Origin of the sequence: Azohydromonas sediminis (genome assembly GCF_003574675.1) — a bacterium.
Classification (GTDB): Bacteria; Pseudomonadota; Gammaproteobacteria; order Burkholderiales; family Burkholderiaceae_C; genus Calidifontimicrobium; species Calidifontimicrobium sediminis.
Genome location: NZ_QOAZ01000007.1, coordinates 1 through 14,467 on the forward strand (window position 1 = coordinate 1; position 14,467 = coordinate 14,467).

Annotated in this window: 13 protein-coding genes and 1 tRNA gene; 2 read left to right on the forward strand and 12 right to left on the reverse strand. The window is 74.2% G+C overall.

Annotated elements, in window-relative coordinates; translation table 11 throughout:
• Positions 1–378: 378 nt before the first annotated feature.
• The 3 genes from DRV96_RS05625 to lgt form a co-directional block, all read right to left on the reverse strand.
• Positions 379–453: transfer RNA gene (locus tag DRV96_RS05625), tRNA-Val, on the reverse strand.
• 37 nt (positions 454–490) lie between these two features.
• A complete protein-coding gene (gene dnaQ, locus DRV96_RS05630; protein WP_119288719.1) occupies positions 491–1,195 on the reverse strand; it encodes a DNA polymerase III subunit epsilon in 705 nt (234 codons plus the stop codon).
• 4 nt (positions 1,196–1,199) lie between these two features.
• A complete protein-coding gene (gene lgt / locus DRV96_RS05635) occupies positions 1,200–1,994 on the reverse strand; it encodes a prolipoprotein diacylglyceryl transferase (protein WP_119288721.1) in 795 nt (264 codons plus the stop codon).
• A gap of 114 nt (positions 1,995–2,108) precedes the next feature.
• Between lgt and ilvD the strand changes: the two genes are divergently transcribed.
• The gene (gene ilvD / locus DRV96_RS05640; RefSeq protein WP_119288723.1) at positions 2,109–3,806 is read left to right on the forward strand and encodes a dihydroxy-acid dehydratase; all 1,698 of its coding nucleotides are present in this window, start codon (positions 2,109–2,111) and stop codon (positions 3,804–3,806) included.
• A 139-nt stretch (positions 3,807–3,945) separates the two neighbouring features.
• Here ilvD and DRV96_RS05645 read toward each other — a convergent pair whose 3' ends face one another.
• Positions 3,946–4,194 carry a TIGR04438 family Trp-rich protein gene (locus tag DRV96_RS05645; protein ID WP_119288725.1) on the reverse strand — a complete coding sequence of 83 codons (249 nt, stop codon included), beginning with the start codon at positions 4,192–4,194 and terminating at the stop codon, positions 3,946–3,948.
• A 112-nt stretch (positions 4,195–4,306) separates the two neighbouring features.
• Between DRV96_RS05645 and DRV96_RS05650 the strand changes: the two genes are divergently transcribed.
• Positions 4,307–4,618, forward strand: a complete 312-nt coding sequence (locus DRV96_RS05650) for a c-type cytochrome (RefSeq protein WP_119288727.1) — start codon at positions 4,307–4,309, stop codon at positions 4,616–4,618.
• A 107-nt stretch (positions 4,619–4,725) separates the two neighbouring features.
• On the opposite strand, the gene DRV96_RS05655 is transcribed toward DRV96_RS05650, so the two are convergent.
• Genes DRV96_RS05655 through DRV96_RS05690 form a run of 8 tightly spaced genes read right to left on the reverse strand, consistent with a single transcriptional unit; the run spans position 4,726 to position 14,466 of the window.
• A complete protein-coding gene (locus DRV96_RS05655; protein ID WP_119288923.1) occupies positions 4,726–7,242 on the reverse strand; it encodes a heavy metal translocating P-type ATPase in 2,517 nt (838 codons plus the stop codon).
• On the reverse strand, positions 7,223–8,197 hold the full coding sequence (gene bchO / locus DRV96_RS05660; protein ID WP_119288729.1) for an alpha/beta fold hydrolase BchO: 975 nt from the start codon (positions 8,195–8,197) through the stop codon (positions 7,223–7,225). The genes DRV96_RS05655 and bchO overlap by 20 nt, the downstream gene beginning before the upstream one ends.
• A gap of 16 nt (positions 8,198–8,213) precedes the next feature.
• Positions 8,214–10,058, reverse strand: a complete 1,845-nt coding sequence (locus DRV96_RS05665; protein WP_119288732.1) for a magnesium chelatase subunit D — start codon at positions 10,056–10,058, stop codon at positions 8,214–8,216.
• Positions 10,055–11,095, reverse strand: a complete 1,041-nt coding sequence (bchI, locus tag DRV96_RS05670) for a magnesium chelatase ATPase subunit I (RefSeq protein WP_119288734.1) — start codon at positions 11,093–11,095, stop codon at positions 10,055–10,057. The genes DRV96_RS05665 and bchI overlap by 4 nt, the downstream gene beginning before the upstream one ends.
• Positions 11,096–11,127: 32 nt before the next feature.
• Complete coding sequence (locus DRV96_RS05675; protein ID WP_119288736.1) at positions 11,128–11,418, reverse strand: hypothetical protein; 291 nt, start codon at positions 11,416–11,418, stop codon at positions 11,128–11,130.
• Between the two features lie 3 nt (positions 11,419–11,421).
• Positions 11,422–11,910: a TspO/MBR family protein gene (locus DRV96_RS05680; RefSeq protein WP_119288738.1), complete on the reverse strand. Its 489-nt coding sequence runs from the start codon at positions 11,908–11,910 to the stop codon at positions 11,422–11,424.
• The gene (locus tag DRV96_RS05685) at positions 11,907–13,112 is read right to left on the reverse strand and encodes a geranylgeranyl diphosphate reductase (RefSeq protein ID WP_119288740.1); all 1,206 of its coding nucleotides are present in this window, start codon (positions 13,110–13,112) and stop codon (positions 11,907–11,909) included. Before DRV96_RS05685 ends, DRV96_RS05680 begins: the two co-directional genes overlap by 4 nt.
• Before the next feature lie 4 nt (positions 13,113–13,116).
• Entirely contained in the window at positions 13,117–14,466 is a 1,350-nt protein-coding gene (locus tag DRV96_RS05690; protein ID WP_119288742.1) for a BCD family MFS transporter, read from the reverse strand.
• Position 14,467: the final 1 nt, after the last annotated feature.

Below are 14,467 nucleotides of genomic sequence, written 5' to 3' on the forward strand. Positions count from 1 at the left end.
ATGCTCAAGCGGCTGATCGCCAACATCGGCGCGGCCTTGCAGCACGTTCGGTCAGCTGCGGAGCAGTTCAAGGACCTCGACCGCTGGGGCTGCCTGCTGCGCTACGTCAGCGACCGCATAGCCCCGATCGTCGGCCCACCACGACCCGCGGCTGGCCTGCCAGCGACGGGGTAACTGCCGGATTTAGGCTGACTCGGTTCGTGAACGTGGCGATGTGGACTCCGGGGTGCGGGTGCCTCGCGGGGCATGGAGTCCACGGTCTCGAATCTGGCGCAAGAGTCGTCGCTTTGCGCCGCCCGCGCGGGTGCAGGCGGGACGGGTCGGGGCGCGGGGGAAAACAAGAAACCCCGCAAGCCGAAGACTTGCGGGGTTGGGTCTTGGTGGGCAGTGCAGGGTTCGAACCTGCGACCCCTGCCGTGTGAAGGCAGTGCTCTACCGCTGAGCTAACTGCCCGGAATGCGGTGTGGGCCGTGTTCCGGCAAGGCGCAGATTATGCCACGGCGCTGCGCCACACCGTCTTGCCGCCACTGGCCTTGTCCAGGTCCGCCAGTACGGCCTCGTGGGCGGCGCACTCCTCGGCGGTGGCGGCGAGCACGGGCAGCTCGAAGCGGCGCAGGTCGATCGGCGCGGCCGTCGCAGCCGCCTGCTCGCCGTCGAGACCGTCGATGACCAGCGACTCCTGGCCGCGCGTCATGCGGATGTAGACCTCGGCCAGCAGTCCGGCGTCGAGCAGCGCGCCGTGCAGCGTGCGGCTGGTGTTGTCGACCTCGAGGCGCTTGCACAGCGCGTCGAGCGAGTTCGACTTGCCCGGGTACATCTCGCGCGCCAGCTGCAGCGTGTCGACGATGCCGGCCACGTGCTCGCGCAGCGGCGCCCGTCCGATGCGCCGCAGCTCCTCGTCGAGGAAGCCGACGTCGAACGCGGCGTTGTGGATCACGACTTCGGCACCGGCCAGGTACGCCAGCAGCTCGTCGGCGATGGCGGCGAACAGCGGCTTGTCGGCGAGGAACTCGTCGGTCAGGCCGTGGATGCGCACGGCGTCTTCGCTGTTCGGGCGCTGCGGATTCAGGTAGTGGTGCAGGTTGCGCCCGGTCGGCCGCCGGTTGACGAACTCGACGCAGCCGATCTCGATGATGCGGTCGCCGTTCTCGGGGCTCAGCCCGGTGGTCTCGGTGTCGAGGAAAACCTGTCGCATCGGCTCAGCCTGTCTTCGGGGCACGCAGCCACAGCCACGCGCCGACGACGAGCATCGGCACGCACAGCCACTGGCCCATGCTCATGTTCAGCGCCAGCAGCCCGAGGAAGCTGTCGGGCTCGCGGAAGTACTCGGCAATGAAGCGCAGCACGCCGTAGCCGACGAGGAACGCCGCCGACACGCGCCCCAGCGGCCGCGGCTTGCGCGAATACCACCACAGCAGCACGAACAGCAGCACCCCCTCGAGCGCGAACTGGTACAGCTGCGACGGGTGCCGCGGCAGGCTCGAGCCCGACTGCGGGAACACCATCGCCCACGGCAGCGACGCGTCGGCCACCCGGCCCCACAGCTCGCCGTTGATGAAGTTGCCCAGCCGCCCGAGCGCCAGGCCCACCGGCACGACGGGCGCGACCAGGTCGCCCACCTCGAGCACCGGCCGGCCGCGCCGCCACGCGTAGCCGAAGAACGCGGCGATGACGCCGAGCAGCCCGCCGTGGAACGACATGCCGCCCTTCCACAGCGCCAGCGCCTCGAGCGGGTTCGCGGCGTAGTAGCCGGGCTTGTAGAACAGCACGTAGCCCAGGCGCCCGCCGACGATGACGCCGATCACGACCCAGAACAGCAGGTCCTCGACGTCGCGCGACGTCCAGCCGGCCGACGCGAACGGCGCGCGCGCGGCGCGGTGGCGCGCGAGCACGAAGCACAGCACGAACGACGCGAGGTAGGTCAGGCCGTACCAGTGGATGTGCACGGGTCCCAGCGACAAGGCCACCGGGTCGAACTGCGGGTGCATCAGCATGGTCGCGCATGCTAGCAGCGCGCTCGTGTGCGGCTCACGCGGCGCGGCCGCTGCCGCACGGGCCGCCGCCTAGAATGCGCGTTTGCCTTCGCGACCATCCCCCGAGGTGCCGCCATGACCGAACCGCTGAAGATCAACCGCCGCAGTGCCCACATCACCGAAGGCGTCGCGCGCGCGCCGAACCGCTCAATGTACTACGGCATGGGCTACGCGCCGGAAGACTTCGGCAAGCCGATGATCGGCGTGGCCAACGCGCACTCGACGATCACGCCGTGCAACTCGGGGCTGCAGAAGCTCGCCGACGCGGCGGTCGAGGGCCTGCGCATGGCGGGCGCGAACCCGCAGGTGTTCGGCACGCCGACGATCAGCGACGGCATGGCGATGGGCACCGAGGGCATGAAGTACTCGCTGGTGTCGCGCGAAGTCATCAGCGACTGCGTCGAGACCTGCGTCGGCGGCCAGTGGATGGACGGCGTGATCACGATCGGCGGCTGCGACAAGAACATGCCCGGCGCGATGATGGGCATGCTGCGCGCCAACGTGCCCGGCATCTTCGTCTACGGCGGCACGATCCTGCCCGGCCACTACAAGGGCCAGGAGCTGAACATCGTCAGCGTGTTCGAGGCGGTGGGCCAGTTCAGCGCCGGCAAGCTCAGCGAGGAGGACTTCTGCCAGATCGAGCGCCGCGCGATCCCCGGCAGCGGCTCGTGCGGCGGCATGTACACCGCCAACACGATGAGCTCGGCCTTCGAGGCGCTCGGCATGAGCCTGCCCGGCAGCTCGACGATGGCCAACGTCGAGGACGAGATCGTCGCCGCGACGCACCGCGCCGCACAGGTGCTCGTCGAGGCGGTCAAGAAGGACCTCAAGCCGCGCGACATCGTCACGCGCAGGAGCATCGAGAACGCGGTGGCCGTCATCATGGCCACCGGCGGCTCGACCAACGCCGTGCTGCACTTCCTCGCGATCGCGCACACGGCCGGCGTCGAGTGGACGATCGACGACTTCGAGCGCGTGCGCCAGAAGGTGCCGGTGATCTGCGACCTCAAGCCCAGCGGCAAGTACCTCGCGATCGACCTGCACCGCGCCGGCGGCATCCCGGCGGTGATGAAGGTGCTGCTCGACGCCGGGCTGCTGCACGGCGACTGCATGACGGTCACCGGCAAGACGGTGGCCGAGAACCTGGCCGACGTGCCGCCGCTGGCGGCCGACCAGCAGGTGATCCGGCCGATCGACCAGGCGCTGTACCCCGAGGGCCATCTCGCGATCCTCAAGGGCAACCTCAGCCCCGAGGGCAGCGTGGCCAAGATCACCGGCCTGAAGAACCCGGTGATCACCGGGCCGGCGCGCGTGTTCGACGACGAGCAGTCGGCGCTCGCCGCGATCATGGGCGGCCAGATCAAGCCCGGCGACGTGATGGTGCTGCGCTACCTCGGCCCCAAGGGCGGCCCCGGCATGCCCGAGATGCTCGCGCCGACGAGCGCGCTGATCGGCCAGGGGCTCGGCGAATCGGTCGGCCTCGTCACCGACGGGCGCTTCTCGGGCGGCACCTGGGGCATGGTCGTCGGCCACGTCGCGCCCGAGGCCTACGAGGGCGGCACCATCGCGCTGGTGCAGGAAGGCGACTCCATCACGATCGACGCGCATCGCCGGCTGCTGCAGCTCAACGTCGACGACGCCGAGATCGCGCGCCGGCGTGCCGCGTGGCAGCGGCCGGCTGCGCGCTACACGCGCGGCGTGCTGGCCAAGTTCGCGTTCAACGCCGCCAGCGCCAGCCACGGCGCCGTGCTCGACCGCTTCGACGGCCGCTGAACGTCGCGCGCCAGGCCGGTTGGGCAGGTCGACTCCCGGCGCAGCGGCGTCTGGGCATCACCGCGCGGCCTGCGGGCGGTGACGCTAGCGCAGACTCGGTAGGACGCCCGAAAACGGTACCGGCGGCGCGCGCGTCGCCTCACTGGCGCGGCCGGCGGGTGTCCTCCATGCCGAGGTTGACGATGTTCTTGCGCCGGCGCTCGGCCTTGCGCCGTTCCATCTTGTCGATCTCGCGCTTCTTCGTCAGCCCCGAGGTGTCGGCGTACCACCACCACAGCGCGGCCAGCGGGAACGGCGACAGCACCAGCCACCACGACCACCCGGCCACCGGGCCGAGTTCCGCCACTTTCATCACGATGAACAGCACGCCGACGATCACGAAGGCCATGGCCGATCTCCCAGCGACACGGTTGGGCGTCAACCGCCGTGCCTAGAATTGCGTTGTCGAGGTCGTACGGTACCCGTACGTCAACCGCTTGTATCGACCGCTGAGAGGAAACATGAAGACTCTGCTTGCCCTGACCGCCGTCGCCGGCCTGTTCGCCGCCGCCACCCCCGCGTTCGCCAGCGCCGAGTTGGCCAAGGCGAAGAACTGCATGGCCTGCCACGCGACCGACAAGAAACTCGTCGGCCCGGCTTACAAGGACGTCGCCGCCAAGTACGCCGGCCAGAAGGATGCGGTCGACAAGCTCGCGCAGAAGATCATCAAGGGCGGCTCGGGCGTCTGGGGCCCGGTGCCGATGCCGCCGAACGCCAACGTCAGCGAAGCCGAGGCGAAGACGCTCGCGGCCTGGGTGCTGACGATCAAGTAAGCCAGATCGTGTCGTCGCGTCGCAGCCCTGCGACGCCCGCATGGCCCGCCACCGCCGGGTGAGCGGGCCGTTTCTTTTGCGCCGCCTGCACGCGCGGCACGGCGTGGTCAGCGCGCGAGCGGACCGGCCAGCGCCGTGCCACCGGCCGCGGCAGGCGGCGTCGCATCGCCCGGCCCGGCTGGCGGACGCCACCGGCGCAGCAGCAGCGCGTTCGAGACGACGCTGACACTGCTCATCGCCATCGCCGCGCCGGCGATCACCGGGTTCAGCAGCCCGAACGCCGCCAGCGGGATGCCGACCACGTTGTAGGCGAAGGCCCAGAACAGGTTCTGGCGGATCTTCGCCGTCGTGCAGCGCGAGATCTCGATCGCCGCCGCGACGAGGCGCGGATCGCCGCGCATCAGCGTGATGCCGGCCGTCTCCATCGCGACGTCGGTGCCGGTGGCCATCGCGATGCCGACGTCGGCGGCCGCCAGCGCGGGGGCGTCGTTGATGCCGTCGCCGACCATCGCCACCGTCGCCCCGCCCGCCTTCAGGTCGCCGACGACGCGCGCCTTGTCGGCCGGCAGCACCTGCGCGCGCACTGCATCGATGCCGAGCTGGCGCGCGACGGCCTGCGCACTGCCGGCGTTGTCGCCGGTGAGCAGCACCACCTGCAGGCCGAGCGCACGCAGCCGCGCGACGGCGTCGGCGGCCGTCGGCTTGAGGCGGTCGCCGAACGCCAGCAGACCGAGCAGGCGCGACGTGCCGTCGCCGCCGACCTCGGCCAGCCAGGCCAGCGTGCGCCCCTCGGCCTCCAGCGCGGTGGCACGTGCCGCGAGCGCACCGACGTCGAGTGCGCGCTCGTCGCGCAGCCGGGAACTGCCCAGCCACAGTGGCCGTCCGTCGACGCGGCCTTCGACCCCGCGGCCGGCGAGCGCCTGCACCGCGTCGGCCGCCGGCGGTGCCAGCCCCTCGGCCTTCGCGTGCTCGACGACGGCGCGCGCCAGCGGATGTTCGCTGCGCGCCTGCAGCGCGGCGGCGAGCCCGAGCACCTCGCGCTCGCGGCCGGCGTCGGCGGCCTCGACGGCGATCAGCCGCGGCCGGCCTTCGGTCAGCGTGCCGGTCTTGTCGAACGCGACGTGGGTCACGCGATGCGCGAGCTCGAGCGCCTGCGCGTCCTTGATCAGGATGCCGTGGCGCGCCGCGACGCCGGTGCCGGCCATGATCGCCGCTGGCGTCGCCAGCCCGAGTGCGCACGGGCACGCGATCACCAGCACCGACACCGCGTTGATCAGCGCCCCCTCGGCGTCGCCGGTCCACCACGCGCCGCCGGCGAACGCGAGCACCGCGACGACCAGCACCACCGGCACGAACACCGCAGCCACCCGGTCGACCAGACGCTGGATCGGCGCCTTGGCGGCCTGCGCCGACTCGACGAGGCGGATGATGCGCGCCAGCGTGCTCTCGGCGCCGACGCCGGTCGCGCGCACCGTCAGCGCCCCTTCGCCGTTGACGGCGCCGCCGGTCACGCGGTCGCCCGGGCCCTTGGCCACCGGCAGGCTTTCGCCGGTCAGCAGCGACTCGTCGACGTGCGTGCGGCCCTCGACGACGACGCCGTCGACGGCGAGCTTCTCGCCGGGGCGCACACGCACGAGGTCGCCGACGCGCACCTGCGCGAGCGGCACCTCGACCTCGCTGCCATCGGCGCGCTGCACGCGCGCGCGCTGCGGGCGCAGCGCCTGCAGCGCGCGGATCGCGTCGGTCGCCTGGCGCTTGGCGCGCGCCTCGAGCCACTTGCCCAGCAGCACCAGCGTGATCACCGCCGCCGACGCCTCGAAGTACAGGTGCGGCATGCCATGCTCGGCGTGGCGCCACCACTGGAACACCGACAGCCCGTACGCGGCACTGGTGCCCAGCGCGACGAGCAGGTCCATGTTGCCAGCCCCAGCGCGCACCGCCTTGTAGCCGGCGACGTAGAAGCGCCGGCCGAACACGAACTGCACCGGCGTGGCCAGCAGCCACTGCAGCCACGCCGGCGGCATCGCGTCGACGCCAAACGGCATCAGCGCCATCGGCAGCACGAGCGGCAGCGTCAGCACGGCTGCGGCGAGCACCGCCAGCGCGTCGCGACGGCGCTGCGCATCGGGCTCGCTCGCGGCACCGCGGCCTGCGGCGGCGGCGCTGTCGGTGTCGTCGGCGGCGCGCGCGCCGTAGCCGGCGCGCTCGACGGCGGCCAGCAGCGTCGCCACGTCGACGCCGGCCAGCGCCTGCACCTGCGCCGCCTCGGTCGCGAGGTTGACGCTCGCCGCCAGCACGCCCGGCACGCGCGCGAGCGCCTTCTCGACGCGGCCAACGCAGCTCGCACAAGTCATGCCGTCGATGCGCAGCGTGTGGGTGCGCGTCGGTACGTCGTAGCCGGCGCGGCGCACCGCGTCGGCCAGCCGCCCGGCATCCACGCCGCCGGGCGCCGTCTCGACGACGGCCGTCTCGGTCGCGAGATTGACGCTCGCCGCGCGCACGCCGTCGACGGCCTGCAACGCCTTCTCGACGCGGCGCACGCACGACGCACAGGTCATTCCGGCGATCGGCACGTCGATCGTGCACGCCGCGCCGGCGCCGCTCTCAGCGGTGGTCGTCCCCATGCGGCGATGTTGCCACGCGCCGGTGCGCGCCCTCGACGCGTGCGGCGGCGTGGGCACCGCGGGCACCATGCGGCGGTGCGCCGTCGAGCGTGTGCAGCCAGCGCACGGTCAGCGCCGGCTCCTCCTCGTGCGACAGGTGGCCGAGCGCCGGCCACTCGGTCAGCGTCGATCCCGGCACGTGCCGGTGCACGCGCTGCGCCTGCGAAGGCGGCACGGCGCGGTCGCGGCGGCCCACGCCCAGGTGCAGCCGCCCGCCCAGCCGCGGCAGGTCGCGCCACAGCGGCGCGACGTCCCACTGCGCCATCATCGCCAGCGCCGCGTGACAGTGGTGCGCGTTGGCCACCAGCCGCGCATACAGCTCGACGCCGCGCTCGTCGAGCCGCGAGCCGGTGCCGTCGATCAGCCGCTGCACCGCGCGCCGGTCGGCCGCGCGCCACGCGAACAGGTGCGCCGCCACCGGCGTGGCCGCCATCAGCCGCGCCATCGGCGGAAAAAGCCACGCCGCCAGCCCCGGCAGCGGCAGCAGCGCGCCGTTGAGGCTCGCAACGACCTGCGGCTCGAGGAGCCCGTCGAGCACCATGCGCGCCGCGATCGCGGCGCCGGCCGAGTGGCCGACGACGCCGTGCGGACGCACCCCGAGCACGCGCAGCAGCTCGCCGAGCGCGGCGGCCATGCCGGGCAGCGTGTACGCCGCCGAGAACATCCCGAAGCCCGGCGGTGCACTCGTGAAGCCGTGACCCGGCAGGTCGACCGCGACGACCGTCGCGTCGCGTGCGAGCCGGGGCGCGACGTCGCGCCACGAGTGCGTCGCGGCGCCGGTGCCGTGCAGCAGCAGCCACACCGGGCCGCGGCCGAGCTGCTGCACGTGCCAGCGGATGCCGGCCGCGTCGACGAAGCGGCTGTGCTCGCGCAGCGGCCAGTCACGGCCGTCGCTCGCCCAGTCCAGCCGTGCCATCGCGGGTCCGACGGCGTCAGCCGACGGGGTCGGCGCCGCGCACGGCCTGCTGCACCGCGGCCGACATCGCGCGCGCGTCGGCGTGCGGCAGCGGCAGGTAGCGCGCGCCCATCGCCAGCGCGAGCTGCTGCGCGGTGGGCTGCGGCTGCGGCGACGTGTCGAGCAGCAGCACGCCGACGCCGGTGGCGCGCAGCCGCGCCGCGGCCGCCTGCGCGTCGGCCTGCGCCTGCGCCCGGCCCGGGCGGCCGTCGCGCGCAACGTTGGCGCGCCCGTCGGTCAGCAGCACGACGAGCGGCGTCGCGCCCTGCCGGCGCACCGCATCGGCGAGCGCGGCGGCACTGTCGATCGCGGCGGCCAGCGGCGTGCCGCCGCCGCCGGGCAGCCCGGCGAGGCTCTTCTTCGCGCGTACCAGCGAGCGCGTCGGCGGCAGCAGCAGCTCGGCGCCGGCACCGCGAAAGCCGATCACGGCGACCCGGTCGCGGCGCACGTAGCAGTCGGCCAGCAGCAGCTCGACCGCGCCCTTCGCTTCGGCGAGCCGGTGCAGCGCCGACGACCCCGACGCGTCGACGACGAACAGCGTCGTCGTCTCGCTGCGCTGCTTGAAGCGCGTGACGTGGAAGTCCTCGCGCCGCACGTGCAGCCGCGCGCCCGCGGCGCTGTCGCGCGCGCCGGCCTCGCGCCGGCGCAGCGGCTGCCAGGGCGCCGCGGTGCGCAGCGTCGCGATCAGGTTCAGCCGCGCGCCGGCACGGGGCTCGCCGCGGCGCACGCCGGCCGGCCGGCCGCGCAGGCGGCCCTGCTTCAGCGCGCCGGCGCGGCCGCCCGTCGGGCTGCGGTCGCGCGACATCACGCCACTGAGCAGCGCGGCGAGCAGGCCGGGCGGGATCGCCGCTTCGGCGGCGTCGAGCACGCGGTCTTCGAGCGCCTGCGGCTCGCGCTGCGCGTCGTCGTCGGTGGCCGGCGGGGGTTCGGCGGCGTCCTGCGGCGGCGGGGGCGGCTCGGCGTCGGCCTCGGCCGGCTCGTCGGGCAGATCGTCGGGCGGTGGCGCGGGCAGGCGCGTCGCGCGGTGCGCGAGCACGAGCCGCGCGGCGAGCGCGGCGTCGTCGGCGTCGGCGTCGGTGCGCCCGGCCAGCGCCGCGGCGGCGCGCGCGGCGCGCACCGCGAGCAGCGGCGCACGCACCGAGTCGACGCCCAGCGCCAGCGCCGCCGCGCACAGCGCCTGCACGACGTCGTCGCCGACCCGCACGCGCGACAGCCGCGCGCGCGCCGCGCCGATATCGTCACGGGTCCACGGCAGCGGCAGCGCGTCGTCGCGCGGCGAGCGCGGCGGCAGCGCCGGCGCGAACGCCAGCCGTTCGCGCAACGCCGCCGGCGTGCGCTCGTCGTCGGTGAGCCCTTCGTCGAGCGCGACGACGCCGATGCGCGCCGCGCGCGCGAGCGACAGCCCTTCGCGCTGCACTGTCACCTCGCCGTGGTCGAGCACGGCGGCGACGCGCGCCGCGGTGTCGGCGCCGAGCCGCTCGGCCATCGCGAGCACGGCGATGCCGCCGTCGGCGTCGGCCAGCACGCCGCGCTGCGCGACCGGGCGCCCGGCGGCCAGCGTCGCGGCGAGGTCGAGGCCGCCGAGCAGCCGGTCGTCGGCGATGCCCAACGGCACGCGCCGCACCGGGGCGTCGGCCGGCAGCAGCGCACGCAGCGCCGCGAGCCAGTCGTCGCGCGCCGGGCCGGCCGGCGCGCGCAGCACGGCGCCGCCGAGACCGGCCGGATCGACGGCGAGCAGCGCGGCCGCGGCGAGCGCGTCGACGCGCTGCGCCTCGACCGCCGCCGGGTCCGGCGGCGACGCCGACGCCGGCACGGCGCTCATGTCGCGGCCGGCGCGGGCTCGAAGAGCTCGGCCACCGCGCGCTCGACGCGCGTCGACGAGCCGGTGTCGTCGAGCGGGTCGCGGCGCAGGCGGTGGCGCAGCGCCGGCGGCGCGACGCGCTTGAGGTGCGCGTCGCCGACCTCGGTGTCGCCGTCGAGCGCGGCGAGCGCGCGCGCGGCGCGGATCAGCGTCAGCTCGCCGCGCAGGCCGTCGGTGCCGAGCGCCATGCACAGCTGCGCGGCGCGCTCGAGCGCGGCGTCGCCGACCTTGACCTGGGCCAGCCGCTCGCGCGCGCCGACGATGCGCCGGCGCAGCTTGTCCTCTTCCTTCTTCCACGCGGCGGCGAACGCCGCCGGGTCGCGCTCGAAGTCGTCGCGCCGGCGCACGACCTGCACGCGCGTCGCGAGGTCGGTGGGCGTGCGCACCTCGACCGACAGGCCGAAGCGGTCGAGCAGTTGCGGGCGCAGTTCGCCCTCCTCCGGGTTGCCGCTGCCGACCAGCACGAAGCGCGCCGGGTGGCGCACGCTCAGGCCCTCGCGCTCGACGACGTTCTCGCCCGACGCCGCGACGTCGATCAGCAGGTCCACGAGGTGGTCCTCGAGCAGGTTGACCTCGTCGATGTAGAGGAAGCCGCGGTGCGCGCGCGCGAGCAGCCCCGGCTCGAACGCCTTGACGCCCTGCGCGAGCGCGCGCTCGAGGTCGAGCGCGCCGACGACGCGGTCCTCGGTGGCGCCCAAAGGCAGGTCGACGACCGGCACCGGGATGCGCTCGGTCTTCGGCTTGCCCTTGTCCTTGAGCCTGGGGCAGTCGTCGCAGCGGTGCGTCGTGTCGGCCGGATCGCAGTGCCAGCGGCAGCCGGCGACGGCGACCATCGGCGGCAGCAGCGCCGCGAGCGCGCGCACCGCGGTGCTCTTGCCGGTGCCGCGGTCGCCGAAGACGAGCACGCCGCCGACGCTCGGGTCGACGGCGGCGATCAGGATCGCGAGCTTCATCTCGTCCTGGCCGACGATGGCGGAAAAAGGAAACGGGATGGCCATGGGCTGCGACGGCGAGTGACCGGGTCAGTATGTCATCGCAGTGCCGCCGCGCGCCGCTGTAGCCAGCGCCGGCGCAGCTCGACGGCGTGCAGCGCGCCGGCGGCGGCGAGCCACGCGAGTGCGACGGCGTCGAAGCCGTCGCCGACGCTGCGGCGCAGCGCGAGCATCAGCGCGAGGCCCGAAAGCAGGTGCCACGCGTAGTCGCGCGGCGCCAGCCCGCGGCCAGTGGCGCGGTGGTACAGCGCCAGCGCCAGCCCCTCGACGACCGCGAGCACGACGATGGCATCGACCAGCCGGGGCGCGAAGGCGGCGATGTCGTTCACCGCTCAGCCCCCGAACGGCGCGTTGAGCGACACCGTCGCCCCGTTCAGCGCGCCGGCGTACGCGACCCAGACCAGGTACGGCACCAGCATCCAAGCCGCGCGGCGGCTGTAGCGGCCGAGCACGCCGATCAGCAGCGCGACGCTCAGCCACAGGAAGACGACTTCGACGAGTGCCCAGTCGGGGCGGCGCAGGCGGAAGTACAGCAGGCTCCACAGCACGTTGAGGAAGCCATTGAGCGCGAACAGCGCCAGCAGCCACTCGCGCGCTGCACAGCCGGGCGCGTCGTGCCACGCCCACACGCCGGCCACCGCGCTCAGCGAGAAGATCAGCGTCCACGCCGGCCCGAAGGCCCAGTCGGGTGGCTTCCACGCCGGCTGGTGCAGCGCGTAGTACCAGTCGCCGAGGTCGGTGCTGATCGCGCCGAGCACCGCCACCGCGACGGCCGCGGCGGCGGCCACCGCGACCGGCTTCCAGCGCCCGCGCACCGTCATACCCGCGCCAGGCCGAGAAGGTGCGCCATGTCCTTGAAGAAGATACGCACGTGCGCCATCGGCTTCTTGCGCACCAGCTGCTTGTTCATGTAGGCGTCGAAAGTCAGCGTCTGCACGTCCTTGTCCTTGCAGATGCTGACGAAGCGCTCGCGCCGCTTGTCCGACGAGTACCAGAAGTGCTGCATGATGCCCAGCACCCAGAACACGCGCCCGTGCGCCTTCATGAAGCGCTTGCGCGCCTGCGCCAGCGCGCGCGCGTCGCCGGTGGCGAGCATCTCGTCGACGGCCTGCGCGGCGAGCTGGCCACCGAACATCGCGTAGTAGATGCCCTCGCCCGACGCCGGCGCGACGACGCCGGCGGCGTCGCCGGCGAGCACGACGTCGCGGCCGTTGTCCCAGCGCGGCAGCGGCTTCAGCGGAATCGGCGCCCCCTCGCGGCGCAGCGTCTCGGCGCCGGCCAGGCCCGAGGCCTCGCGCAGCGTGGCCACCGCGCCGCGCAGCGAGAAGCCCTTCTCGGCGCTGCCGGTGCCGATCGACAGCGTCTCGCCGTGCGGGAACACCCAGCCGTAGAAGTCGGGCGACAGCGAGCCGCGGTAGACGACGTCGCAGCGCGAACCGTCGTAGCCGTCGGGCGGCACGTCGGGCTTGCGCACGATCTCGTGGTACGCCGAGACGTACGTCGTCTTCTCGGCGACGTCGGGCAGCGCCTGGCGCGCCACGGCCGACTTCGCGCCATCGGCGCCGATCACGGCCCGCGTGCGCACGAAGGCCGGCACCGTCTCGTCCTTCGCGCCGACGCGCTGGCGAAAGCGCACGACGGCGGTGCCGTCGGCGTCGCGATCCAGACGCTCGAAGGTCCCCGTCACGCGCACGGCGCCCGCCGTGGCGGCGCGCCGGCGCAGCCACTCGTCGAACACCTCGCGGTCGACCATGCCGACGAAGCCGTTGTCGATCGGGATGTCGACGCGCGCGTCGCTCGGCGACACCATCCGCGCCGAGCGCGCCTTGGCCACCAGCAGCTCGTCGGGGATCGCGAAGTCGCGGATCAGCCGCGGCGGGATCGCGCCGCCGCACGGCTTGATGCGCCCGGCACGGTCGAGCAGCAGCACGCGCCGTCCGGCCCGCGCGAGCTCGTGCGCCGCCGTCGCGCCGGCCGGTCCACCGCCGACGACGACGGCATCGAAGGTTTCGTTCGCATCCATGCTGCTAGCTCCTGTCGATGCCGGCCGCCGCCAGCCGGGCCGGCGCCGGCCCCGTCACCGTGGCGGCGGGCCGGCCGACGCGCCACGCGAGCGCCGCGGCGATGCCGAACAGCAGCGCCTCGGCGAAGAACACGGCCCCGTACGCCGACGCCGGCGAGCCGACGAGCCAGCGCATCGCGTCGCTCGCGCCTGCGCCGGCCAGCCCGCCGAGGCCGAACGCGATCGCCTGCGCGGCGCCCCACAGCCCCATGCGCGTGCCCTCGCGCTGCGCCCGGCCGTCGCCGGCCATGCGCATCATCGACGCGATCGCGGCGATCGAGAACGCACCGTTTGCCACGCCGAGCACGAACACGTTCAGGCGCAGCGGCCAGCCCGGGCCCGCGACGCCGCCGACGACGAGCCCAAGCAGCGCCGCACCCGACACGAGGCAGCCGCCGACCGTCCACAAGCGCAGCGAGGCCAGCCACGCCGGCAGGTGACGCTGCCCGAGCGGCCCGCCGGCCAGCGCGACGACGACCATGCCGAGCAGCACGCCACCGTGCTGCACGCCCGACAGCTGCGTCGACTCACCGGGCGTGAAGCCGAACACGAGCCCCGCGAACGGCTCGAGGATCAGGTCCTGCGCGCTGAACGCGAGCATCGAGACGAAGACGAACACCGTGAAGCGCCGCGCCGCCGGCTCGGCCCACACCTGCGCGAGCGCGGTACGGAAGTCGGCCCGCTCGCGCGGCGCGAAGGCCGCCGTCGCCGCGTCGACGCCATGGCCCTCGACGCCGGCCAGCGCGAGCAGCGTGACGACCAGCGCCGCGAGCGACACGCCGCCGCTGACGGCCAGCAGCCGCGCGGGCGAGTACGGGTCGAGCAGCTTGCCGGCCACGCCGGCGGTGAGCGCGAAGCCGACGATCATCATCACCCACACGACGGTGGCCGCCGGCGCGCGCCGCGCCGCGTCGACGCGCTTGGCCAGCAGCACGAGCAGCGACGTGCCCGCGGCGCTGACGCCGACGCCGATCAGTGCAAACGCGAGCACCGCCAGCGCGATGCCGGCCGTGCGGTCGGTGCCCATCCATGCCACCGCGACGGCGGCGAGGAAGCCGCCGGCGGCCAGCACCGCCATGCCGCCGACGATCCACGGCGTGCGCCGCCCGCCGACGTCGCAGCCGTAGCCCATGCGCGGGCGCAGCATCTGCAGCAGGTGGTGCAGCACGACGAGCAGCCCGGGCAGCAGCGCCGGCAGCGCCAGCTCGACGACCATCACGCGGTTGAGCGTCGACGTCGTCAGCACGACGACGGCGCCCAGCGACAGCTGCACCAGCCCCAGGCGCACGATGCCGAGCCAGCCCAGCGGCGTCACG